This is a genomic window from Roseixanthobacter finlandensis, from assembly GCF_043195105.2.
Classification (GTDB): domain Bacteria; phylum Pseudomonadota; class Alphaproteobacteria; order Rhizobiales; family Xanthobacteraceae; genus NCEH01.
In genome coordinates, this window is sequence record NZ_CM195536.1 from 938285 (window position 1) to 960191 (window position 21907).

The 21907-nt window shown below is 65.5% G+C and carries 20 protein-coding genes; 15 read left to right on the forward strand and 5 right to left on the reverse strand.

Translation table 11 applies throughout. From position 1 onward, the window contains the following. Nucleotides 1-11: 11 nt before the first annotated feature. Complete coding sequence (locus tag V5G24_RS04515; RefSeq protein ID WP_394079960.1) at nt 12-992, reverse strand: aldo/keto reductase; 981 nt, start codon at nt 990-992, stop codon at nt 12-14. Nucleotides 993-1336: 344 nt separating this feature from the next. Continuing rightward, entirely contained in the window at nt 1337-1939 is a 603-nt protein-coding gene (locus V5G24_RS04520) for a CarD family transcriptional regulator (RefSeq protein ID WP_394080355.1), read from the reverse strand. Between the two features lie 196 nt (nt 1940-2135). On the opposite strand from V5G24_RS04520, the gene V5G24_RS04525 reads away from it, so the two are divergent. The 4 genes from V5G24_RS04525 (at nt 2136) to V5G24_RS04540 (ending at nt 7355) form a co-directional block, all read left to right on the forward strand. Beyond that, complete coding sequence (locus V5G24_RS04525) at nt 2136-2300, forward strand: hypothetical protein (RefSeq protein WP_394079962.1); 165 nt, start codon at nt 2136-2138, stop codon at nt 2298-2300. Nucleotides 2301-2447: 147 nt separating this feature from the next. Beyond that, the gene (ahcY, locus tag V5G24_RS04530; RefSeq protein ID WP_394079964.1) at nt 2448-3845 is read left to right on the forward strand and encodes an adenosylhomocysteinase; all 1398 of its coding nucleotides are present in this window, start codon (nt 2448-2450) and stop codon (nt 3843-3845) included. Between the two features lie 392 nt (nt 3846-4237). Next, entirely contained in the window at nt 4238-6124 is a 1887-nt protein-coding gene (locus V5G24_RS04535; protein WP_394079966.1) for a potassium transporter Kup, read from the forward strand. 193 nt (nt 6125-6317) lie between these two features. Then, nucleotides 6318-7355, forward strand: a complete 1038-nt coding sequence (locus tag V5G24_RS04540) for a putative bifunctional lysylphosphatidylglycerol flippase/synthetase (protein WP_394079968.1) — start codon at nt 6318-6320, stop codon at nt 7353-7355. Nucleotides 7356-7444: 89 nt separating this feature from the next. Here V5G24_RS04540 and V5G24_RS04545 read toward each other — a convergent pair whose 3' ends face one another. Next, nucleotides 7445-8161, reverse strand: a complete 717-nt coding sequence (locus V5G24_RS04545) for a hypothetical protein (protein ID WP_394079970.1) — start codon at nt 8159-8161, stop codon at nt 7445-7447. Between the two features lie 333 nt (nt 8162-8494). Between V5G24_RS04545 and V5G24_RS04550 the strand changes: the two genes are divergently transcribed. From V5G24_RS04550 to V5G24_RS04585, 8 genes are all read left to right on the forward strand, one after another. Further along, nucleotides 8495-9889 carry an ATP-binding protein gene (locus V5G24_RS04550; protein WP_394079972.1) on the forward strand — a complete coding sequence of 465 codons (1395 nt, stop codon included), beginning with the start codon at nt 8495-8497 and terminating at the stop codon, nt 9887-9889. Between the two features lie 126 nt (nt 9890-10015). Beyond that, nucleotides 10016-11059 carry a phosphate ABC transporter substrate-binding protein PstS gene (gene pstS, locus V5G24_RS04555; protein WP_394079974.1) on the forward strand — a complete coding sequence of 348 codons (1044 nt, stop codon included), beginning with the start codon at nt 10016-10018 and terminating at the stop codon, nt 11057-11059. Nucleotides 11060-11198: 139 nt separating this feature from the next. Next, nucleotides 11199-12173: a phosphate ABC transporter permease subunit PstC gene (gene pstC, locus V5G24_RS04560; RefSeq protein WP_394079976.1), complete on the forward strand. Its 975-nt coding sequence runs from the start codon at nt 11199-11201 to the stop codon at nt 12171-12173. A 13-nt stretch (nt 12174-12186) separates the two neighbouring features. Further along, nucleotides 12187-13017, forward strand: coding sequence for a phosphate ABC transporter permease PstA (gene pstA, locus V5G24_RS04565; RefSeq protein WP_394079978.1), 831 nt, complete (start codon nt 12187-12189; stop codon nt 13015-13017). Between the two features lie 48 nt (nt 13018-13065). Further along, complete coding sequence (pstB, locus tag V5G24_RS04570) at nt 13066-13890, forward strand: phosphate ABC transporter ATP-binding protein PstB (RefSeq protein WP_394079980.1); 825 nt, start codon at nt 13066-13068, stop codon at nt 13888-13890. Nucleotides 13891-13909: 19 nt separating this feature from the next. Next, nucleotides 13910-14638 (forward strand): phosphate signaling complex protein PhoU, encoded by a 729-nt coding sequence (gene phoU / locus V5G24_RS04575; RefSeq protein ID WP_394079982.1) that lies wholly within the window; start codon nt 13910-13912, stop codon nt 14636-14638. A 5-nt stretch (nt 14639-14643) separates the two neighbouring features. Then, nucleotides 14644-15345: a phosphate regulon transcriptional regulator PhoB gene (phoB, locus tag V5G24_RS04580; protein WP_348844464.1), complete on the forward strand. Its 702-nt coding sequence runs from the start codon at nt 14644-14646 to the stop codon at nt 15343-15345. 192 nt (nt 15346-15537) lie between these two features. After that, nucleotides 15538-16008, forward strand: coding sequence for a hypothetical protein (locus V5G24_RS04585; protein WP_394079984.1), 471 nt, complete (start codon nt 15538-15540; stop codon nt 16006-16008). Nucleotides 16009-16208: 200 nt separating this feature from the next. On the opposite strand, the gene V5G24_RS04590 is transcribed toward V5G24_RS04585, so the two are convergent. Beyond that, nucleotides 16209-16721 (reverse strand): GcrA family cell cycle regulator, encoded by a 513-nt coding sequence (locus tag V5G24_RS04590; protein ID WP_394079986.1) that lies wholly within the window; start codon nt 16719-16721, stop codon nt 16209-16211. Between the two features lie 337 nt (nt 16722-17058). Here V5G24_RS04590 and V5G24_RS04595 point away from each other — a divergent pair, with 337 nt between their 5' ends. The 3 genes from V5G24_RS04595 (at nt 17059) to V5G24_RS04605 (ending at nt 20375) form a co-directional block, all read left to right on the forward strand. Continuing rightward, nucleotides 17059-18267, forward strand: a complete 1209-nt coding sequence (locus V5G24_RS04595; protein ID WP_394079988.1) for an aspartate aminotransferase family protein — start codon at nt 17059-17061, stop codon at nt 18265-18267. Continuing rightward, nucleotides 18264-19193, forward strand: a complete 930-nt coding sequence (gene argF, locus V5G24_RS04600; RefSeq protein WP_394079990.1) for an ornithine carbamoyltransferase — start codon at nt 18264-18266, stop codon at nt 19191-19193. Before V5G24_RS04595 ends, argF begins: the two co-directional genes overlap by 4 nt. Nucleotides 19194-19331: 138 nt before the next feature. Continuing rightward, nucleotides 19332-20375, forward strand: a complete 1044-nt coding sequence (locus V5G24_RS04605) for an Hsp33 family molecular chaperone (protein WP_394079992.1) — start codon at nt 19332-19334, stop codon at nt 20373-20375. Nucleotides 20376-20410: 35 nt separating this feature from the next. On the opposite strand, the gene V5G24_RS04610 is transcribed toward V5G24_RS04605, so the two are convergent. Continuing rightward, complete coding sequence (locus V5G24_RS04610) at nt 20411-21907, reverse strand: TrkH family potassium uptake protein (RefSeq protein WP_394079994.1); 1497 nt, start codon at nt 21905-21907, stop codon at nt 20411-20413.

Consider the following 21907-nt stretch of genomic DNA (forward strand, 5'->3'; position numbering starts at 1 on the left):
GAGGGCCGGGCTTATTGGAAGCCGGCCACCCGGTGGGGCACGTAAGGCGCTTCCAGCGCCGCGATTTCCGCGTCGGTGAGGGCGAGCGACAGCGCCGCCACGGCGTCGGTGAGGTGGTTCGGCTTGGACGCGCCGATGATCGGCGCCGTCACGGGCTTTTTCTGCGCGACCCAGGCGAGCGCCACCTGGGCGCGGGGAACGCCGCGCGCCTCGGCGATCGCCGCGACCGCCTCGACCACCTGCCGGTCGGCCTGGGCGGTGTGGGCATAGAGATTCTTGCCAACCGCATCACTTTCCTGCCGCTCGCTGGTCTCGTCCCAGGAGCGGGTGAGGCGGCCGCGCGCCAGCGGGCTCCAGGGAATCACGGCGATGCCCTGGTCGGCGCACAAGGGCAGCATTTCCCGCTCTTCTTCCCGGTACAGCAGGTTCAGATGGTCCTGCATGCTGACGAACTGCGTCCAGCCGTTCGCCCGCGCCGTGTAGAGCGCCTTCGAGAATTGCCAAGCATGCATGGAGGAGGCGCCGATATAGCGCGCCTTGCCCGCTTTTACGATGTCATGCAGCGCCTCAAGGGTTTCCTCGATGGGGGTCGTGTAGTCCCAGCGGTGGATCTGGTAGAGGTCCACATAATCCGTGCCCAGGCGGCGCAGGCTGGCGTCGATCTCGTCGAAGATCGCCTTGCGCGAGAGGCCGGCGCCATTGGGGCCGGGCCGCATGCGATTATAGACCTTGGTGGCGAGCACCACGTCTTCGCGGCGGGTGAAATCCTTGATGGCGCGGCCGACGATCTCTTCCGAATGACCGTCGGAATAGGTGTTCGCGGTGTCGAGGAAGGTGATGCCGAGCTCCAGCGCCTGCCGGATGAGCGGGCGGCTCTGCTCTTCGTTCATGGTCCAGGCGTGGTTGCCGCGATCGGGCGCGCCGTAGGTCATGCAGCCGAGGGCGAGGCGCGAGACCTCAAGCCCGGTGCGTCCGAGTTTTACGTAATCCATGGTGCCGCTCCTGTCGCCGCCGGGCTTTTTCCGAGGCTTACCGGCGATGATCCAAATCGATTAGCCACGAAAGTCGGGATACCCCTTGAAGGCCTGCCGACAAATCGTCGGCATCGCCGGCACCTTCTGAGACTGGGGAGTGCTCAGGGGAGGTTTTCAGTCCCGAAAATGGAATGGGGTGGCGCGAGTGTGAATCGGCGCGGCGCGCTTGTCCATCCTGTCGCTGCGGCAAGGCGCGCGCATCGAATCGCGCCGGACGGGCGTCGCCCAAAGAAAAGGCCCGGCGGATGGCCGGGCCTCGATTTTCAAGTCTCGATGTTCGAACGCAAGGGACGCGACCGCGCTCAGGCGGCTTCCTCGGCTTCGAGATCGGTCTCGGCATCGGCTTCGACCTCCGCGTCGGCTTCCTCGCCCTTGGCAGCGCCACGGCGGGGACCCTTCTGGAGGTTCTGCTCGATCATCTTCACCGCCTCGGTGTCGGTGATGTTCTCGACCGCCGAGAGCTCCCGCGCCATGCGATCCAGAGCGGCTTCATAAAGCTGGCGCTCGGAATAGGACTGCTCGGGCTGGGCGTCGGAGCGGTAGAGATCGCGCACGACTTCGGAGATCGCCAGCAGGTCGCCGGAATTGATCTTGGCTTCATATTCCTGGGCGCGGCGGCTCCACATGGTGCGCTTGACGCGCGCGCGACCCTTGAGAATTTCCAGCGCCTTGGCGACAACGGGGGCTTCGGACAGCTTGCGCATGCCCACCGTGGCCACCTTGGGCACCGGTACGCGGAGCGTCATTTTGTCCTTCTCAAAAGATATGACAAACAGCTCGAGTTTGAAGCCAGCGACTTCCTGCTCCTCGATGGCCATGATACGACCGACGCCGTGCGAGGGGTACACGATGTGCTCACCCGTCTTGAAACCAAGGCGGATCTGGGCGCTCTTTTTTGTCGACATGCTCTTGACCACTCCTGACCCGGCCAGCGGCCGGATCGTGTTGGCGCGCGAGCGCTCGTTTCCGGTATGACCCGGGCGATGGCGCACCTTGCGCTGGCGACTGGGCCGCGGCCGGTACGCCCGACGGCCCGCTCATGTCAGTCGATGGCTACAACCTCGCGTAAGCACCCAAACCGCCTTCGCGGCCGGATGCCTGATGTCTCGCCCCAATGTTCCCGAGAATGCGCTATTAAATGCACGCGCGACGCGGCTGGTTGGAAAAGCAATCGACTGTAAAGGCTTGTATAACACAAAAACCGATGAAATCAAAGCGCTGCGCCGGCTTTGCGGGGCGGCCTCGCGCAAGGCTGGCCTGCAATGACTTAAGGTGGTGGCCGATTTGGCTTTTCTCACATATAAGCATTTCTTTATATGTTGATTGCCCATCGGTCGCGCCCGTGCTAGAGGGCTGCCCATAAGATGAAACGCCCTGCACCGGCAGGCCGCAGCACCAGGACGGAGAGACGACATGACCGCCGACTATGTGGTGAAAGACATCAATCTTGCCGACTGGGGCCGCAAGGAACTGGACATCGCCGAGATCGAAATGCCCGGCCTCATGGCCACCCGCGCCGAATACGGCCCGAGCCAGCCGCTTAAGGGCGCCCGCATCGCCGGTTCGCTGCACATGACCATCCAGACCGGCGTGCTGATCGAGACGCTGAAGGCGCTCGGCGCCGATGTCCGCTGGGCCTCGTGCAACATTTATTCGACCCAGGACCACGCCGCCGCCGCGATCGCCGCCGCCGGCATCCCGGTGTTCGCCGTGAAGGGCGAGAGCCTGGAAGAGTATTGGGAATACACCCACCGCATCTTCGAATGGGCCGACGGCGGCGCGCCGAACATGATCCTGGACGACGGCGGCGACGCCACCCTCCTGGTTCACCTCGGCAAGCGCGCGGAAGCCGGCGATACCGCCTTCCTCGACGGCGCCACCAATGAAGAAGAAGAAGTGCTGTTCGCGGCCATCAAGCGCCGCCTGAAGCACAAGCACGGCTGGTACACGGAGCTCGCCAATTCCATCCGCGGCGTGACCGAGGAGACCACCACGGGCGTGCATCGCCTCTACGAGATGCAGAAGAAGGGCACGCTGCTGTGGCCCGCCATCAACGTGAACGACAGCGTCACCAAGTCCAAGTTCGACAATCTCTACGGCTGCCGCGAGAGCCTGGTGGACGGCATCCGCCGCGGCACCGACGTGATGATGGCCGGCAAGGTCGCCATGATCGCCGGCTTCGGCGACGTGGGTAAGGGCTCGGCCGCTTCGCTGCGCAATGCCGGCTGCCGCGTGATGGTCTCCGAAGTCGATCCCATCTGCGCGCTTCAGGCCGCCATGGAAGGCTATGAAGTCACCACGATGGAAGACGCCGCCACGCGCGCCGACATCTTCGTGACCGCCACCGGCAACCTCGACGTGATCACCGTGGACCACATGCGGGCCATGAAGGACCGCGCCATCGTCTGCAACATCGGCCATTTCGACAGTGAAATTCAGGTCGCCGGCCTGAAGAATTTCAAGTGGCACAATGTGAAGCCGCAGGTCGACGAGGTGGAGTTCACCGACGGCAAGCGCATCATCCTGCTGTCCGAAGGCCGCCTCGTGAACCTCGGCAACGCCACTGGCCATCCGAGCTTCGTGATGTCGGCTTCCTTCACCAACCAGACCCTGGCGCAGATCGAGCTGTTCACGAAGCCGGGCGTGTACGACAAGAAGGTCTACACGCTGCCCAAGACCCTGGACGAGAAGGTGGCCATGCTGCATCTCGAAAAGATCGGCGTGAAGCTGACCAAGCTGTCGGACCAGCAGTCCGCTTATATCGGCGTGTCGCAGGAAGGCCCGTTCAAGCCCGAGACCTATCGCTACTGAGGCCGGTTCGGCCGGTGCTGCTTGGCGCCGGGCCTCCGTGCGTGCGTGATTCTGTGCCCCGGCGCTCGCGAGAGCCCTGGGGCACAGGCGTTTTCGGGCTTGCGCCATCTTGTCGCCGCCGCGCCCGCCGGTCGCTCGCGGGCCGGCGGCTGCAAATGGGATCTATTCGCGGCCCTTGGGGCAGAGACCCGCATTGTCATCATTCGCGAAGAGAGCTAGGTGTGAAGCGGCTGCGGCTCGCTGCGGTCGCGCGCTGCTGGGGGGCTGCCTTGGACGGTTATGACCATCGATCGCGGCGCGCGGGATGGCGCCGAAGCGACCTGTCGGGTCGCTGTCTGCGCCGCTGTCCCCTTCTGTCCCGGCCCCCTCGTTAAGCGCGCGGATCCAGCGACATGTCCCTGAGTGTGAGCCGCGAACGAAAACGTATTCTGCCCTTTGCCGCCGAGATCGGGGCGTTGGGCGTGGTGTTCGGAGACATCGGCACCAGCCCGCTCTACGCGCTCAAGCAGGGCGTGCTGGCGGTGGGCGGCACCAATTTCCTGCCCGACGACGTGCTCGGCCTGCTGTCCCTCATCACCTGGAGCATCATTCTCTCGGTGACCGTCAAATATGTGATGCTGGTGCTGCGGGCGGACAATGACGGGGAAGGCGGCATTCTCGCCCTGGTCACGCTGCTGGACCTGCACCGCAGTGCGCTCGGCCTTAGGTGGTATCTGCTCGCCGCCGGCCTGCTCGGCGCCGCCATGCTGATCGGCGACGGCGTGCTGACCCCCGCCATGTCGGTGCTTTCCGCCATCGAGGGGTTAGGCGTCATCGCCCCGCAATTGCATCAGTGGGTAGTGCCGCTCACGGTGGCGGTCCTGCTCGGCGTGTTCCTCTCCCAGCGTGCGGGCACCGACAAGATCGCCAGCTTCTACGGCCCGATCATGCTGATCTGGTTCAGCTCCATCGGCATTCTCGGCATCTACGGCATCGTGCGGGCGCCCGAGGTGCTGGTGGGGCTTGATCCGCGCCATGGCGTGCGCCTGCTGGTCGAGCATCCCGGCCTTGCGGGCGTGATCCTCGGAGCGTGCTTTCTCGCCATCACGGGCGGCGAGGCGCTCTATGCCGATCTTGGGCATTTCGGCCGCAAGGTGATCGCGCGGGCCTGGCTGGTGGTCGCCATGCCGGCGCTGCTGCTGAACTATTTCGGCCAGGGCGCGATTCTGCTCACCGATCCGAGCGCGGTGCGCAACCCCTTCTTCGATCTGTGCCCGGACCCGATCGACATCCCGCTGCTGCTGCTCGCCACGGCGGCCACGGTGATCGCCTCGCAATCTATCATCACCGGCGTGTTCTCGCTGGCCAAGCAGGCGATCGAGCTTGGCTATCTGCCGCCCATGCGCATCCGCTACACCAGCGAGCACAATGAGCAGCACATCTATGTGGGCCGGCTCAACTGGCTTTTGATGATCGCCTGCATCGCCGTGGTGCTGGGCTTCGAGGCCTCCGACCGTCTCGCATCGGCCTATGGCATCGCGGTGGCGTTTGCCATGGTGACCACCTCGATCCTGTTCATCGCCCAGGTGAATCGCGCCTGGGGCTGGCCCAAGCCGGCGGTGATCCTGCTCGGCGTCTGCCTGCTCTCCTTGGATGCCGCCTTCGCCACGTCCAACCTCACCAAGCTGCATGATGGCGGCTGGCTGCCGCTGACCATCGCCGGCATCGTTATCTTCGTGATGGTGAGCTGGCGGCGTGGCCTGGAAAGCGTGGTGGCCCAGCAGGTCCGCTTCACCGAGCCGCTCGACGGCTTCGTGGCCCGCAAGGAGCGCGCGAGCGACGGGGTGAGCCCGCGCACCGCGATCTTCCTGTCCCGCGCTGGCGCCATGACGCCGGTGGCGCTGTCGCGCATGGCCGATGTGATGAAGATCCGCTTCAACAGAGCGGTGGTGGTCTCGGTATGGATCGTCGCGCGGCCGCGCGTTTCGCCCGAGGAGCGCGTGCGCGTGACCTTGCTGGACGGAACCTTCGTGCAGGTGGACTTGCGGTTCGGCTACATGCAGCAGATCGACGTGCCCTCGGTGCTCGGCCCGGCGTTGAGCGCGCGGGGCATTGACCCGGACGAGGCGATCTATGTCATCGGCCACGAGCGCATCATCCCGCCGGACGAGATTTTCCGCTTGCGCGACGTAGTGGCCCACGTGTTCGCGTTCCTGGCGCGCAATGCGGAGCGCTCGGTGGACCGTTTCGGGCTGCCGCGCGCCCGAACCATGGAAATCGGCTATCCCGTGAAGTTGTGAGCGTATGCCGGGCTTGCCTTGGACCGGCCGTGTTGCCGGATTAGGACATGCGGGCCCACGCTCGAGAGCCGGCAACAAGGCATAGCCGCGAAACGCGTTCCGACGTAAGGGAAAGAGGCCTCAAAGAAACGCACCACGGGCCGGCGCCCCGGGGATGCGGGACAAGAAGCGGCCGGCGGGGAAATGGTGTTTCATGGTTCATGTGAAAATCTGGCGTTTCCTTCGGGACAAAGTGGGCCTGCACGGGCTCGGCTTGATCGCGAGCCTGGTGGTCATCGGATTTGCCGCCGTCGTGCTCTACCGGATGCTGCACACGCTGAAGTTCGATCAGGTGGTGCTGGCGCTGAAGGAGAAGGACCCGCGCTTCGTCTTCGCCGCTTTCGTGCTGGTGGCCTGCGCCTATCTTACCCTGACGCTGTATGATTTCTTCGCCCTGAAGACCATCGGGCGCACGCGCATCCCCTATCGCGTGGCGGCCATGGCGGGCTTCTGCTCCTATTCGGTCGGCCACAATGTCGGCTTCACGGTCTTCACCGGCGGCTCGGTGCGCTACCGCATCTATTCGGCCTGGGGGCTGACGGCGGTCGATGTCGCGAAGATCTGCTTCATCGCCGGGCTGACCTTCTGGCTCGGCAATATCGCGGTGCTCGGCCTCGGCATCCTGATCCATCCGGAAGCCGCCACCGCCGTCGACCAATTGCCGCCGCTGGTGAACCGGCTGATCGGCGTGACCGCGCTCATCGGCCTGTTCGGCTATATGTATTGGGTGAGCGCGGCACCGCGCAAGATCGGCCGCTCCAGCTGGTTCGTCACCTTGCCGGCGGGCAAATCGACCGTGATCCAGGTGGGGATCGGCATTCTCGATCTCACCTTGTGCGCGGCGGCCATGTACATGCTGATGCCGGCCTCGCCTTATATCGATCCGGTTTCGCTGGCGGTGATCTTCATCACAGCGACGCTGCTCGGCTTCGCGAGCCATGCGCCCGGCGGTCTCGGCGTGTTCGATGCGGCGCTGCTGATCGCGCTACCGCAGTTCGACAAGGAGGAGATGGTCGGCGCCCTGCTGCTGTTCCGCCTGTTCTATTACATCGTGCCGTTCGCCATTGCGCTGACGATTCTCGGCTCGCGCGAATTGTGGCTCAGCACCCTGCGGCGGCGCCTGCGCCGGGAGGCGGCGGAGGAGCCGGTCCACGGGCGTTTGCCCACCGGCCTGGAATCGCGCGACAGCTGAACGCCGCTGGCTCGGGCGGTTCGCTGGCCGCTGGCCGCCGGCCGCTGCCGGCTGCGAGATGACGCGGCCGGGAGCGGTCGCGCCGCATGTCAGGGCGCGAGCGCGGGTCCCGTACCGGGCTTGGGAAGCAGGCCGCCGCCGTTCGGCATCTTCAGTGTCCGCGTTCCCGGCGGCAGGCGGAACAGGTCGGGATCCTGCGGGCCGCGGGTCAGCGAAACCACCTCGAAGGTGAGGTGGGGCTTACCCTGGATCTCGACCACCGTCCGCAGGACGATGCTATCCTCGGTGATGCATGCGGTGGTCGGTCCAGCGAGCTGGGCGGCCTTCTCCACCTGCCAGAGCGTGCAAGGCTCTCCCGCCACTTCGGAGGTTCCCGCGCGCGTGCCCTCGCCGGCGAGGGATGCGATCTGGAAATCCGCCGGCAGATCGGTTTCGACCCCCATCTTCGGCAGGCTGGGGGAGACCAGCACGACCTTGCGGGTGTCGATATTGAGGAAGCCGAGCAAGGTTCCGGGCACGGCCGGATTGCTGATTTCCATCCGCATCCGATTGCCCTGGCGCGACATATCCACCTGCACCCGCCCGCCAAGCTTGGCCTTGAGTGCGAAATCCACGCTGGGCATGGGCAGGGGCTCCGCAGCCGCGGGGGTTTTCCCCGCCACCAGCCCGGCAAGCGCCAAGCTCATCGCCCAGGTCATCGCCCAGGGAGTCGCGTCGGCCGACACGCGGGGCGCAAGCCTGTCGCGGATGGCGGAACGGGGATGCGGCCGGGCCGGGAAGGGGCCGTGCCGCTTGACCAATTTCATAAGAACTCGCCCCTCCTCGGTGCTGCGCGAGCGCACGCGATACCATTCCGCGGCGCATGCGGGAAGGCGCGAGCCGATCCCGCACGCAACGATCCCATAAAGCCAAAGAAAAAACCTTGAGGAATGCGCTGGAAGGCGCCTGTACGCCGCCACTGTCTTATTGTCTTCGTGCAGGCGCTACAGCATATGCCGAGGGAGCCGCTGCGTCGGACCTCAAAATTGCTATACGCAAATGCTGTGGGAGGAAATGCGCTTCATGTCTGGTCTGTCCCTGCCGAAACGGCACGCGCCTTTCCGCCCCTCGTTTCCGACGGGCCTGTCCGGGCGCGGCCGGTGCACGCCGCAGGCGTGGTGCGGCGCGGGCACGCGGCCCATCCGGCGGGCGGGCTCATGATGCGCAACGCGGGTCCGCGCCGCACGGGCGCGGCATCCTGGCTCACCTTCCTCGGCGTGCTGGTCGCGCTGTGCGCGCTGTTCGGCGCGGGTGCGGCCTTCGATCAGATCACACCGCCGTTCGCGGCGTTGCTGGTGTTCCTGTTTTCCGCCTGTGCGTTCGTGGCGCTTCGCGGGCGCGAGGCGCAGCCGCCGATCCGCGCGGAGCCGCCGCGCGACGAGCCGCCGCCCGCCCCGCGCGTCGATCCGCGGGTGGAAGCGGTGGTGGCGGCGCTGCCCGAGCCGGCGCTTCTGCTCACGCCGGGCGGCGAGATTCTCACCGCGAACCAGCGGGTGGCCCTCTCCGTGGGGCCGGCGAAGGTGGGCGATCCCCTCTCGTTCCTGGTGCGTGTGCCGGAGGTGCTGGAGGCGGTGCGCGCGGGCGCGCAGGACGGGATCCCGCGCCGCGTCGAGTTCGGCGAGCGGGTGCCCCTGGATCGCTGGCTGGAGGCCCATGTGGTGCCGCTCCGGCTCGATCCGGTGCGGCGTGGTCCGACCGCGCGGGACGATCGCACCCCCGATACGGTGCTGCTCACGTTCCGCGATCTGACCCATCAGCGCCGGATCGAACAGATGCGGGCCGACTTCGTGGCCAATGCGAGCCACGAGCTGCGCACGCCGCTGGCCTCGCTCCTGGGCTTCATCGAGACTCTTCTCGGCCCGGCCCGCAATGATGTTGCGGCGCGGGAGCGGTTTCTCGGGATCATGGCCGCGCAAGCGCGCCGCATGTCACGCCTGATCGAGGATCTACTCTCGCTGTCGCGCATCGAGCTGAATGCCCATGTGCGGCCGGAAACGCCGGTGGAATTGGGCGGCATCGTCGCTCATGTGTGCGACACGCTCGGCCCGTTGGCGCAGGACCGCGACGTGGCGATCGAGATCCACCGGCCGCAGGAGCCGGTCTATGTCCTTGGCGAACGGGACGAATTAATCCGCCTGTTCGAGAATCTGGTCGAGAATGCGCTGAAATACGGGGCCAATGGTCACCGGGTGGAGGTGGCGGTTGGCATCGAGCGGGGCGGGACGCCGGCGGCGGTGGTTTCGGTGCAGGATTTCGGCCCCGGCATTTCGCCTGAGCACCTGCCGCGCCTCACGGAGCGCTTCTACCGGGTGGATGTGGCGGTCAGCCGGGACCAGGGTGGGACGGGCCTGGGGCTGGCGATCGTGAAGCATATTGTGGCGCGTCATAGAGGGCGCCTGGGGATTGAGAGCCGGCAAGATGCCGGTGCAACTTTTACGGTTAGGTTTGATCTGGTCGATGTGCCTGAAAAAAATCTCTTAAAATCAAAGGCTTAAAGCGTCATCGCGTTGTCACGTTGGGGTCATAGAACCGTGTCGCCGGACCGTTACAGTTAACCGGCCCAATGTTGCGTCGCGGCAGATAGCCGACGGGCGACACCTATTGGTCAAGGAGAGAACCCCGTGAAGCTCACCACCGCTTTTGGCGCAGCGATTGCTGTTGCCGGCTCCCTGTTCGTTGGCGGAGCCTTCGCCGCTGACATCACCGGCGCTGGCGCCACGTTCCCGGCGCCCGTCTATCAGGCTTGGGCTGTCGCCTATAAGGAAAAGACCGGCACCGGCCTGAACTACCAGTCCATCGGTTCGGGTGCTGGTCAGACCCAGATCTTCAACCGCACGGTCGATTTCGGCGCGTCGGATGCGCCCGTCGACAGCGCCAAGCTGGCGCAGCAGAATCTGTTGCAGTTCCCGGCGGTGATCGGCTCCGTTGTTACGATCGTCAATCTCGACGGTGTCGAAGCCAACAAGCTGAAGCTGACGGGTCCCGTTCTCGCCGACATCTATCTCGGCAAGATCACCAAGTGGGACGACAAGGCGATCGCCGCGCTCAACCCCGGCCTCAAGCTGCCCAGCATCGGCATCGTGCCGACCTATCGTTCGGACGGATCGGGCACCACCTACGTGTTCGCCACCTACCTCGCCGACGTCAGCGCCGAGTGGAAGTCCAAGGTTGGCGCTGCCACCTCCGTGTCCTGGCCCGCTGGCGCTGGCGGCAAGGGCAATGAAGGTGTTGCCGGTACCGTCAAGAACACCAAGGGTGCCATCGGCTACGTCGAATACATCTACGCTTCGGCCAACAATCTCGTGACCACCGAACTGCAGAACAAGGCCGGCAAGTTCGTCAGCCCCACCGTTCCCGCGTTCCAGGCCGCTGCGGCCAATGCGGATTGGGCGAATGCGAAGGATTTCGCTGCGTCCATGATCAACACCCCGGGCGACGCGACCTGGCCGATCACCAGCGCGACCTTCATCCTTCTGCCCAAGCAGCCGAAGTCGGCTGAGCAGGCCAAGGACGTGATGAAGTTCTTCGATTGGGCCTTCGAGCATGGTGGCCCGATTGCCGAGAAGCTCCATTACATCCCGCTGCCCAAGGATGTGGCTGAGCGCGTCCGCGCCGCCTGGAAGTCCGACGTGCTCGTCGACGGAAAGCCGGTCTGGTCGAACTGATCGACCGTCCACTTCATGAGGCAAGCCCGGGCTGGCTGCGGAGACATTCCGCAAGCCTGCCCGGGGTCGATCCTGCTGCGCTTTGGGGAGCGCGGCAGGATGCTTTCATCAAAAGGGAAAGACGACAATGGACGCAACGATGGCTGGGCTTCCTGGGAGTGGCGTTCAACCGGGGCACATCGGCGATGCCAAGCCGGTCGGCCGGATCGCCGATTTGGTCTTCGTCGGCCTGCTTTGGGGATGCGGCATCTTCGTGCTGGTGCTGCTGGGCCTCATCATCGCGATGCTTTTTGAAGGCGGCCTTCCCGCTTTCTCGGCTTTCGGCCTCGATTTCCTCTGGACGGCGACCTGGAATCCCGTGACGGAGAAGTTCGGCGCCCTGGTCATGATCTACGGCACGATCTTCAGTGCCATCATCGCCGTCATCGTCGCGCTTCCGCTGTCCTTCGGTATCGCCTTCTTCCTCACGGAGATCGCGCCCCAGGTGATGCGTCGGCCGATCGGCGTAGCGGTTCAGCTCCTCGCCGCCGTCCCGTCCATCATCTACGGCATGTGGGGCTTCTTCATCATCTCCCCGCTGATGGCCGCCTATGTGCAGCCGCCCCTGATCGATTGGCTCGGACCCATTCCGGTGATCGGCGCGCTCTTCACGGGGCCTGCCCTGGGTGGCGGCATGCTGACCGCCGGCCTGATCATGGCGGTCATGATCCTTCCCTTCATCACGGCCATGTTCGTGGAGACGCTGGAATCGGTCCCCCCCATGCTCAAGGAATCGGCCTATGGCGTCGGCGGCACGACCTTCGAGGTCTACAAGAACGTGTCCGTGCCCTACGGTAAGACCGCCATGGTCGGCGCCGTGATGCTGGGCCTAGGCCGCGCGCTCGGCGAGACCATGGCCGTCACCTTCGTGATCGGCAATGCGACACGCCTCTCGGCCTCGCTGTTCGCGCCCGGCGCGACCATCGCCTCGACCATCGCCAACGAATTTCCGGAAGCCGCGCAGGGCTCGCTCAAGCTGGACTCGCTCCTCGCTCTGGGCTTCATCCTGTTCGTGATCTCTTTTATCGTCCTGGCGCTGTCGCGCTTCCTTGTCCGCTCGAACCTGAAGTCTTGAGGGGCCGGCCGCCATGTCGCTCGCAATCCGTCGCACCAAGGACCACGTTGTCAAAGCGGTGAGCACCGCGTTTGCCGGAATCGCCCTGTTTCTGCTGGCGTGGATTTTGTTCACCCTGGTCCAGAAGGGCCTTCCGGCCCTCGGGCTCAACGTATTCACCAAGATAACGCTGCCGCCGGGCCATAACGGTGGGCTTCTGAATGCCATCGTCGGGTCGCTGATCCAGATCGGCATCGCGATGGTCATCGGCACCCCTATCGGCCTTCTGGCCGGGACATTCCTGGCCGAGAATGGAAAGACCACGAAGGTTGGCCACATCGCCAGGTTCGTGAACGACATCCTTCTTTCGGCGCCCTCGATCCTCGTCGGCCTGTTCGTCTATGCCTTCCTCGTCAACCCGTTCGGCGGGTTCTCCGGCTGGGCCGGCTCGGCGGCACTGGCGATCCTTGTGATCCCGGTGATCGTGCGCACGACGGAGGACATGCTGAACCTGGTGCCCATCGGCTTGCGCGAAGCGGCCTATGCGCTCGGTGCGCCTCAATGGAAGGTCGTGATGATGGTGACTTGGCGGGCTGCGCGCGCCGGGATCATGACCGGCGTCCTGCTCTCCATCGCCCGCGCCGCCGGCGAGACCGCTCCGCTGCTGTTCACCTCGCTCGGCAATAATTCGTGGTCGACCGATCTGTCGGCGCCGATGGCGAGCCTACCCATCGCCATCTATCAATATGCCGGCAGCCCCTTCGACGATTGGGTTGCCTTGGCTTGGGCCGGTGCCTTGCTCATCACGGTGTCCGTGCTGCTGCTAAACATCGTCTCCCGTCTCTTCCTCGCCCGGGCGGGCTGAGCGCCTGGACCCCTGGACAATCGCACATCAAGATCCAAGAGGCCGAAGATGAATTCCGCAGTGGACCCCACCTTCAATATCTCCTCCTCCGTTTCGGCCAAGCCCGATGCCATTCAGGCGCCGACCAAGATCAAGGTGGAGAAGCTCGACTTCTATTACGGGCAGAACCACGCGCTGAAGAACATCAATTTCGAGATCCCCCAGAAGCGGGTTACCGCGATGATCGGCCCCTCGGGCTGCGGCAAGTCCACCTTGCTGCGCGTGTTCAACCGCATGTATGATCTCTATCCCGGCCAGCGCGCCGAGGGTGGCGTGATGTTTGACGGCGTCAACATCGTCGGCAAGGAGCTGGACCCGACCGTCGTGCGCACGCGCATCGGCATGGTGTTCCAGAAGCCCACGCCGTTCCCCATGTCGATCTATGACAACATCGCCTTCGGCGTGCGCCTGCACGAGAACCTCAACAAGTCGAAGATGGACGAGCGGGTGGAAAGCTGCCTGCGTAAGGCCGCCATCTGGGAAGAGACCAAGGACCGCCTGCACACCTCGGCGCTCGGCATGTCCGGCGGCCAGCAGCAGCGCCTGTGCATCGCCCGCACCATCGCCGTGCAGCCGGAAGTGATCCTGCTGGACGAGCCGACCTCGGCGCTCGACCCGATCTCCACCTCGAAGATCGAGGATTTGATCGACGAGCTGAAGCAGGATTTCACGATCGTCATCGTGACCCACAACATGCAGCAGGCGGCGCGCTGCGCCGATATCACCGCCTTTTTCTACCTGGGCGAGCTGGTCGAGGTCGCGCCGTCCGACGTGATCTTCACCAATCCCAAGCAGATCAAGACCCGCGACTACATCACCGGCCGCTTCGGCTGACCAAGCAAGGATCTGCCAGATGTCCGACCATACCGTCTCGGCCTTCGACGCCGAGCTGAAGGAGATCGGCCGCAAGGTCGTCGAAATGGGTGGCCAGTCCGAGCGCATGGTGGCCGATGCCGTCAATGCTCTGATCCGCCGCGACACCGCTGCCGCCCAGCGGGTGATCCTGCTCGATGCGAGCGTCGATCTGCTGCAGCGGGAGATCGAGGAAAAGGCCATCATCTGCATCGCCAAGCGCCAGCCGGTGGCGAGCGATCTGCGCGACGTGGTGGCCTCGATCCGCATCGCCTCCGACCTGGAGCGCATCGGCGACCTCGCGAAGAATGTCGGCAAGCGGGTGCTCGCCATCGAGGGGGAATATCATCCCCAGAAGCTGGTGCGCGGCGTCGAGCACATGTCCGACCTGGTACTGGAGCAGCTTAAGGAAGTGCTGGACGCTTATGCCAGCCGCGACCAGGCGAAGGCCGTGGATGTGTGGGTCCGCGACAGCGGCATCGACACCATGTACACCTCGCTGTTCCGCGAACTCCTCACCTATATGATGGAAGATCCGCGCAACATCTCGGTGTGCACGCACCTTTTGTTCTGCGCCAAGAATATCGAGCGCATCGGCGACCACGCGACCAATATCGCGGAAACCATCTATTATATGGTTTCAGGGCAGATGTTGTCCGAAGAGCGCCCGAAGGCGGATGTCTCCAGCGAGACGACCGTCGCTTTCCCGGGGCATAGCCTTCAGGGGTAAAATCCGTGCCTGCGCGTATCTTGATTATCGAGGACGAGGAACCCCTGACCCTTCTGCTCCGCTACAATCTGGAGTCGGAAGGTTATTTCGTCGAAAGCGTCGGGCGAGGCGATGAGGGCGAGACCCGGTTGCGCGAAAGCGTGCCGGACCTCGTCATCCTCGACTGGATGCTGCCGGGCTTGTCGGGCATCGAATTGTGCCGCCGCCTGCGGACCCGCCCGGAAACCGAGCGGCTGCCGGTCATCATGCTCACCGCCCGTGGCGATGAAACGGAACGCGTGCGCGGCCTCGCTACCGGGGCCGACGATTATGTGGTGAAGCCCTTTTCCGTGCCCGAGCTTCTGGCGCGGGTGCGGGCGCTGCTGCGGCGGGCGAAGCCGGAGCATGTGGCCACCTTGCTGCGGGCCGGCGACATCGAGCTCGACCGGGAGACCCACCGGGTTCACCGCTCCGGCCGCGAGGTCCATCTTGGGCCGACGGAATTCCGCCTGCTGGAATTCCTGATGCAAAGTCCCGGACGGGTGTTCTCCCGCGAGCAATTGCTCGATGGCGTGTGGGGGCAGGATGTCTATATCGACGAGCGCACGGTGGACGTGCATGTGGGTCGCCTGCGCAAGGCGATCAACCGGGGGCGGCAGTCGGATCCGATCCGCACCGTGCGCGGCGCCGGCTATTCGTTCAACGAGATGTTCGCCCGCGTCCATTGAGCGATGTGGCCGAAGGTGCGGGCGCGTGCCCGCATGTCCTGTCGCATTCACGCCCGCCGCGCGCCGGTCCACGGTCTGCGGCGGGTTTCAAAAGCGAGAGATCGTGACTGCGCGGACAATAGCGGCGCTCCAGGCCAAGACCCATATGCCCGTCAGGGAGGGGTTCCCTCCCCGGCGATAGGGAGCCTCCTCATGGCCCGGCATATCTTCTCGCTCAACCATATCTTGTGGCGCAATGATGTCTTCCCGCGCAACCAGGCCCTCGCGCCCGACCAGCCCTTTGCGGGCCGCAGCGGTCTCGATGGCCGTCAGGCGCGTCCACAGCGGCCCGTTGCGGGTGGTGAGGGCGCATCGCAGTCCGGACGAACCGCGTGCCCTGCCGCGCTGGCCGTTCTCGGCCTCCTCGCGCTGTTGCTCGCGCTGCCGGTGACGCGCGCGCAGGCAAGCGCATTCACACCCGAGGCGCATTGCGCGGATGTTGCATCCCTGGTCTCGCGTGCGGGCGGCGCTATTCTGGAAACGGCCCCGGAAACCTTCCACCGGGTCGTCCGGGACAATAGCTTCTGCGATCCCGACGGGGTGGCGCGGCCGACCTACGCGCCGACGCAGGATAATCCGGCCTGTTTCGTCGGCTACAAATGCAGCGATTATCCCGTGCGCTAAAAGCGTTTTCGAGCGAAGTGGGCACCGGTGCGCGTGAAGAAAACGCGCTCACGCAACAGGCAGGCGTTTTCGAGCGAAGTGGGTACCGGTTCGCGTGAAGAAAACGCGTTAAACAAAAAGCTAGGCGTTTTCGAGCGACAGGAAAGAGGCTCGCTCGAAAACGTTTGGGCCGCGCGGCTCCGCGGTCGCGCGGGCGCCGCTCAGATGCGGGCGACGCGCCGGTCGCGGCGGCGATCCTGCGTGGGCTGATAGGCCATCCGCGCATGGGTCGTGCAATAGGGCATGCCGGTGAGGCTGCGGCCGCCGCAGAAATAGAAGTTTTCCGTGCCCGGCTCGCCGATCGGCCAGCGGCAGGTGCCTTCCGTAAGGTTCATGATCGTGCAGCGCTGGCCCATGGCGACGACATTGCCGCCGGTGGCCGGACGCGGCGCGGGCGCGGGTGCCACGAAGGCTTCCAGTGCGGGGGCGAGCGCGGTGTTGCCGATGGTTTGCGGCTGCGGCGCGGGCTTGTTGGCGGGCGCTTCAGGCCGGGCCTTGCGCGGCCGCGCCGCGGGGACCGTTGATTTCGCTCGGCCGGAGAGGCCGAGGCGGTGCACTTTTCCGATCACCGCATTGCGGGTGATGCCGCCCAGCTCGCCGGCGATCTGGCTTGCGGAAAGCCCTTCGCCCCAGAGCTTCTTCAAGAGTTCGACGCGCTCGTCGTTCCAGCTCATCGCTCTCCTCCTTCGACTCTTCTCCCGCACCCAGGCGCGCCATTGCACGCGGGTTCGCAGGGCCCAACGTCACTTGGGGAACAGGCCTGCACGAGATGTCGTGGTCGGCCACGAGCAAACTACAATATGCACGCCCGCCCGCACAGAGTCGGAATGCATTCCCGCGCCGTTGTCCCCAAGTCGTTACGATCAGGTTAACGGCTGCGCTCTGTTGACCTCCCGCGCGCGATCATTAGAATCCCTTTTTGTCGGGCCGCCCCGCGAGGGCGGCCTTTGGCGTTTCTGATGTCCGGCGAGACGCTCCGCGTTTCGCCCCACCCCAAGAGGAGGGGTTTCCGTGATCACCCCCGTTCTGCCGACCTATGCGCGCATCGACCTGGTTTTTGAAAAGGGAGAGGGCTGCTGGCTCGTCACGACGGACGGGCGACGCTTTCTCGATTTCACCGCCGGCATCGCGGTCAATATCCTCGGGCACGCCCATCCCTATCTGGTCTCGGCCCTGACCGAACAGGCCGGAAAGCTCTGGCACACCTCGAACCTGTTCCGCATCGTCGGCGGCGAGCGGCTGGCGGAGCGGCTGAAGGCGGTGACCTTCGCGGACACCATGTTCTTCACCAATTCCGGTGCGGAAGCGCTGGAGTGCGCCATCAAGATGGCGCGCCGCTATCAATATGTGATCGGCGCTGAGGCGAAAAACCGCATCATCGCGTTCGAGGGCGCGTTCCACGGGCGCACGCTCGCGACCATCGCCGCCGGCGGCAATGCCAAATATCTCGAAGGTTTCGGCCCGAACATGCCGGGCTTCGACCATGTGCCGTTCGGCGATATCGAGGCGGTCAAGGCGGCCATCGGGCCGGAAACCGGGGCGATCCTGGTGGAGCCGATCCAGGGCGAAGGCGGCGTGCGCGTGCCCTCGCCGGATTTCCTGCCGCAATTGCGGGCGCTGTGCGACGCCCATGGCCTGCTGCTGATCCTCGACGAGGTGCAGTGCGGCGTCGGGCGCAGCGGAAGTCTGTTCGCTTACCAGACCTCGGGCATCCTGCCCGACATCATGGCGGTGGCGAAGGGCATCGGCGGCGGCTTCCCCATGGGCGCGTGCCTCGCCACCGAGAATGCCGCCCGCGGCATGACGCTCGGCACCCACGGGTCCACCTATGGCGGCAACCCGCTCGCCATGGCGGTGGGCAATGCGGTGCTGGACGTGGTGTTGGCGGACGGCTTCCTGGAGCGGGTGCAGGCCATCTCCGCACTGCTCGTGCGCACGCTGAACGAGATCAAGGACCGTCATCCCGCGGTCATCGCCGAAGTGCGAGGTGAAGGGCTCCTGCTTGGCATGAGGGCGCAGGGCCCCGCCGCCGAGCTGGTGCTCGCCCTGCGCGACGAGGGCCTGCTGGCCCCGGGCGCAGGAGATAACGTGGTTCGACTTCTGCCGCCTCTCATCCTCAGCGAGGACGAGATCGCCATTGCCGCCGAGAAAATCGAGGCCGCCTGCCTGCGGATCGAGAACGGCCTTGCATTGGCGTCGGCGAAGGGAGCCGCCGAATGAAGGACATTGGCGTGCGTCATTTTCTCGATCTGTCCGATATCCCCGCGGTGGAGCTGCGGCGGGTTCTGGAATTGTCGAAGGATCTCAAGGCCAAGCGCAAGGCTGGCACCGCCGAGCGGCCACTGGCCGGCAAATCGCTGGCGATGGTGTTCGACAAGCCGTCCACGCGCACCCGCGTTTCGTTCGATCTGGCCATGCGCCAGCTCGGCGGCGACACGGTGATGCTCACCGGCGCAGAAATGCAGCTTGGGCGCGGCGAGACCATCGCCGACACCGCCCGCGTGCTGTCGCGCTATGTGGACGCCATCATGATCCGCATTCTCAGCCATGAGGATCTGATGGAACTGGCCACCTACGCCACCGTGCCGGTCATCAACGGGCTCACCCGCGTGTCCCATCCCTGCCAGGTGATGGCCGATGTGATGACCTTCGAGGAGCACAAGGGCCGCATCGCCGGGCGCAAGGTGGCCTGGACCGGGGACGCGAACAATGTGCTCGCCTCCTGGATCCATGCCGCGCACAGCTTCGATTTCGAGCTGAACGTCGCCACCCCGAAGGAATTGTCGCCGCGCCAGGCGCTCAAGGACTTCGTCAAGAAGACCAAGGCGCGGGTGAAATTCACCCGCGATCCCGAGGCGGCGGCGGAGGGGGCGGACTGCATCCTCACCGACACCTGGGTGTCGATGGGCGACAAGGAAGCCGAGCGGCGCCACAATCTCCTGAAGCCCTATCAAGTGAACCGCGCCCTGATGGCGCGCGCGGCCCCGGATGCCATCTTCATGCATTGCCTGCCCGCCCATCGCGGCGAGGAAGTGACCAATGAGGTGATGGACGGCCCGCAATCGGTGGTGTTCGACGAGGCGGAAAACCGCCTGCATGCCCAGAAGGGCATTCTGGCCTGGTGCTTCGATACGCCCGCAGCCTGAGCCGCGGTGCCGGGGGACGGTGCAGCCATCTTCCCCCGGCCGGGCCCGCGCGGCGGCCGGGACGATCCCCGCGGTAGCGGTCGAAGGTGGGCCAGTCGAAGGCACGGCCCTCAAGCCGAGCGGTTGGAATGAGGTATCATGACCAAGGAAACACGTCCTGAGCCCCGCCCGGAAGCACCCGACAATTCGGTGCTTCCGTTCCAGGTGGACGCGCTCGATATTCGCGGCCGCGTGGTGCGCGTCGGCTCCATGCTCGACGCGGTGCTGGTGCATCACGATTATCCAAATGCCGTGAAGCGCGTGGTCGGCGAGGCGGTGGCGCTGACCGTCCTGCTGGGGTCCTCGCTGAAATTCGAGGGCCGCTTCATCCTCCAGACCCAGACCGACGGTCCGGTGGACATGGTGGTGGTGGATTTCGTCAGCCCCGACAAGGTGCGCGCCTATGCTCGCTTCGATGCCGAGGCGGTGGCGCAGGCGGAGGCCAGCAATGCCGCCGCGCCGGCGCTGCTGATCGGGCGCGGCCACCTCGCCATGACCATCGATCCGGGCCTCTCCGCCAATCGCTACCAGGGGGTTGTCGCCCTGGAGGGCGACGGGCTGGAGGCGGCGGCCCATCAATATTTCCAGCAATCCGAACAGATCCCGACCCGCGTGCGGCTCGCCGTGGGCGAGGAGATGCGGCCGGGCGGGGAGCCCTCCGCGTGGCGTGCCGGCGGCCTGCTGGCGCAATTCCTGCCCGCCGAGGCGGGCCGGGCGGCGCAGGCGGACCTGCATCCCGGCGACGCGCCCGAGGGCGTGGAACAGCCAGATGTGCCGCTCGACGATGCCTGGATGGAAGCCCAGTCGCTGGTGGGCACGCTGGAAGATGTGGAATTGCTGGACCAGGCCCTGCCCAGCGAGGCGCTGCTCTATCGCCTGTTCCATGAACGCGGCGTGCGGGTGTTCGAGCCCCAGCCCATCCTCGCCCATTGCACCTGTTCGCGCACGCGGGTGTTCGGCGTGCTGTCCTCGTTCAGCCGCGAGGAGCGCGCCGGCATGGTGCAGGAGGATGGCGGGATCTCGGTCACATGCGAATTCTGCGGCCGTGCCTACGGGTTCCGTGCGGAAGAGGTACTGGCGGACGATGCGCCCACCGCTGACCCAACACCTGGCGGTCCCGCCTCGGACGACGTCGCGCCCTGAGCGGGCCGGCGCTAAGCGGCGCTCCGGCTGCGCGCTCAGCGCACCCAGAAGCGCGGCAGCAGCAGCACCAGCACGGTGAGGATTTCAAGCCGGCCGAGCAGCATGGCCGCGGTGAGCAGCACGATCGCGCTTTCCGGCAGGCTGGCATAATTGCCGGCGGGCCCGACGATCGGGCCGAGCCCCGGTCCCACATTGGCGAGGCATGCGATGGTGGCGGAAAGCGCCGTGCGCACATCGAGGCCGATGCAGTTCAGCGCCGCCGCGACGATGATGAAGGTCGCGAAATACAGGAACACGAAGCCGAGCACCGAGGCGACGATGTCGTCCGCCACCGGCGCCCCGCCGTAGCGGATCGGGAACAGCCCGTTGGGATAGGAAATGCGCTTGAGATGCTGGCGCACTGCCTTTGCCGTGATGGCCAGGCGCAGCGCCTTGAGCCCGCCGGAGGTGGAACCGGTACACCCGCCCACGAACATCAGCACCAGGAGCAGCGCGTCGGAGAGCGGCCCCCAATTGGTATAGTCCACGGCCATGAAGCCCGTGGTGGAGACGAGCGAGGCAACCGTGAACAGGGCGCCGCGAAACGCCGTCTCCCCATGGGCCACGCCCTGGAAAGTCTGCTGGGCGAAGGAGGCGAGCGTGAACACCGCGACGATCGCCAGGAACAGGCGCACCTCGGGATTGGTGAACAGCCGCGTCACATCGCCTGAAAGTGCGCGGATATAGAGCGGGAAGGGCAGGCTCGCCAGCAGCATGAAGACCACCGCCACATAATCCACCGCCGGGTCCGCGAACACGGACAGCGAGGAATCGGAATTGGCGAAGCCCCCGCTCGACATGGTGGACATGCCGATCGTCACCGCGTCGAACAGGTCGAGGCCGGCGACCTTGTAGCTGGCGATGCACACCACGGTGAGCAGGACGTAGGCCAGCAGCAGGCCCTTCGCGATGGCGCCCGCGCGCGGTAGGAATTTTTCCGATTTGTCGGAGGATTCCATGCGGAACAATTGCATGCCGCCGACGCTCAGCATGGGCAGCACGGCGATGGCGATCACCACGATGCCGACGCCGCCGAACCAGTGCAGCAAGGCCCGCCAGAGCAGGATGCCCGGCGTCTGCACGTCGAGCCCGGTCATCACCGTCGCGCCGGTGGTGGTAAGGCCGGACATGGCCTCGAACACGGCGTGGCTCAGGGACAGCCCGGATTTGCCCCACATGAAGGGCAGGGCGGCGAACGCGGTCAGCACGATCCAGACCGAGGAGGTCAGCAGGAAGGCTTGCCGCAGGTCCAGCCGCCGGAAGTTCGCGCCGCGCCCGATGACGCTCAGCAGCACCCCGACGAAAATGGTGACGGCCGAGGTGCCGACGAACACGTCCTGCTCGCCCGAGCGCACCGCATAATCCACCAGCGCGGGCAGCAGCATGCTCACGCCGAGGGTCACCACCACCGCCCCGAGCGCCGCGGCGATCGGCCGGGCGTCAAGCGGCTGGCCGGCTTCGGCGTGGATGGTGGGTGCCTTGGCCGCTTGCAT

Coding starts and splice junctions, on each gene's coding strand:
- V5G24_RS04515 (WP_394079960.1), bottom strand. CDS start 992: ATGGATTACGTAAAACTCGGACGCACCGGGCTTGAGGTCTCGCGCCTC.
- V5G24_RS04520 (WP_394080355.1), bottom strand. CDS start 1,939: ATGTCGACAAAAAAGAGCGCCCAGATCCGCCTTGGTTTCAAGACGGGT.
- V5G24_RS04525 (WP_394079962.1), top strand. CDS start 2,136: ATGTCTCGCCCCAATGTTCCCGAGAATGCGCTATTAAATGCACGCGCG.
- ahcY (WP_394079964.1), top strand. CDS start 2,448: ATGACCGCCGACTATGTGGTGAAAGACATCAATCTTGCCGACTGGGGC.
- V5G24_RS04535 (WP_394079966.1), top strand. CDS start 4,238: ATGTCCCTGAGTGTGAGCCGCGAACGAAAACGTATTCTGCCCTTTGCC.
- V5G24_RS04540 (WP_394079968.1), top strand. CDS start 6,318: ATGGTTCATGTGAAAATCTGGCGTTTCCTTCGGGACAAAGTGGGCCTG.
- V5G24_RS04545 (WP_394079970.1), bottom strand. CDS start 8,161: ATGAAATTGGTCAAGCGGCACGGCCCCTTCCCGGCCCGGCCGCATCCC.
- pstC (WP_394079976.1), top strand. CDS start 11,199: ATGGCTGGGCTTCCTGGGAGTGGCGTTCAACCGGGGCACATCGGCGAT.
- pstA (WP_394079978.1), top strand. CDS start 12,187: ATGTCGCTCGCAATCCGTCGCACCAAGGACCACGTTGTCAAAGCGGTG.
- pstB (WP_394079980.1), top strand. CDS start 13,066: ATGAATTCCGCAGTGGACCCCACCTTCAATATCTCCTCCTCCGTTTCG.
- phoU (WP_394079982.1), top strand. CDS start 13,910: ATGTCCGACCATACCGTCTCGGCCTTCGACGCCGAGCTGAAGGAGATC.
- V5G24_RS04585 (WP_394079984.1), top strand. CDS start 15,538: ATGGCCCGGCATATCTTCTCGCTCAACCATATCTTGTGGCGCAATGAT.
- V5G24_RS04590 (WP_394079986.1), bottom strand. CDS start 16,721: ATGAGCTGGAACGACGAGCGCGTCGAACTCTTGAAGAAGCTCTGGGGC.
- argF (WP_394079990.1), top strand. CDS start 18,264: ATGAAGGACATTGGCGTGCGTCATTTTCTCGATCTGTCCGATATCCCC.
- V5G24_RS04605 (WP_394079992.1), top strand. CDS start 19,332: ATGACCAAGGAAACACGTCCTGAGCCCCGCCCGGAAGCACCCGACAAT.
- V5G24_RS04610 (WP_394079994.1), bottom strand. CDS start 21,907: ATGCAAGCGGCCAAGGCACCCACCATCCACGCCGAAGCCGGCCAGCCG.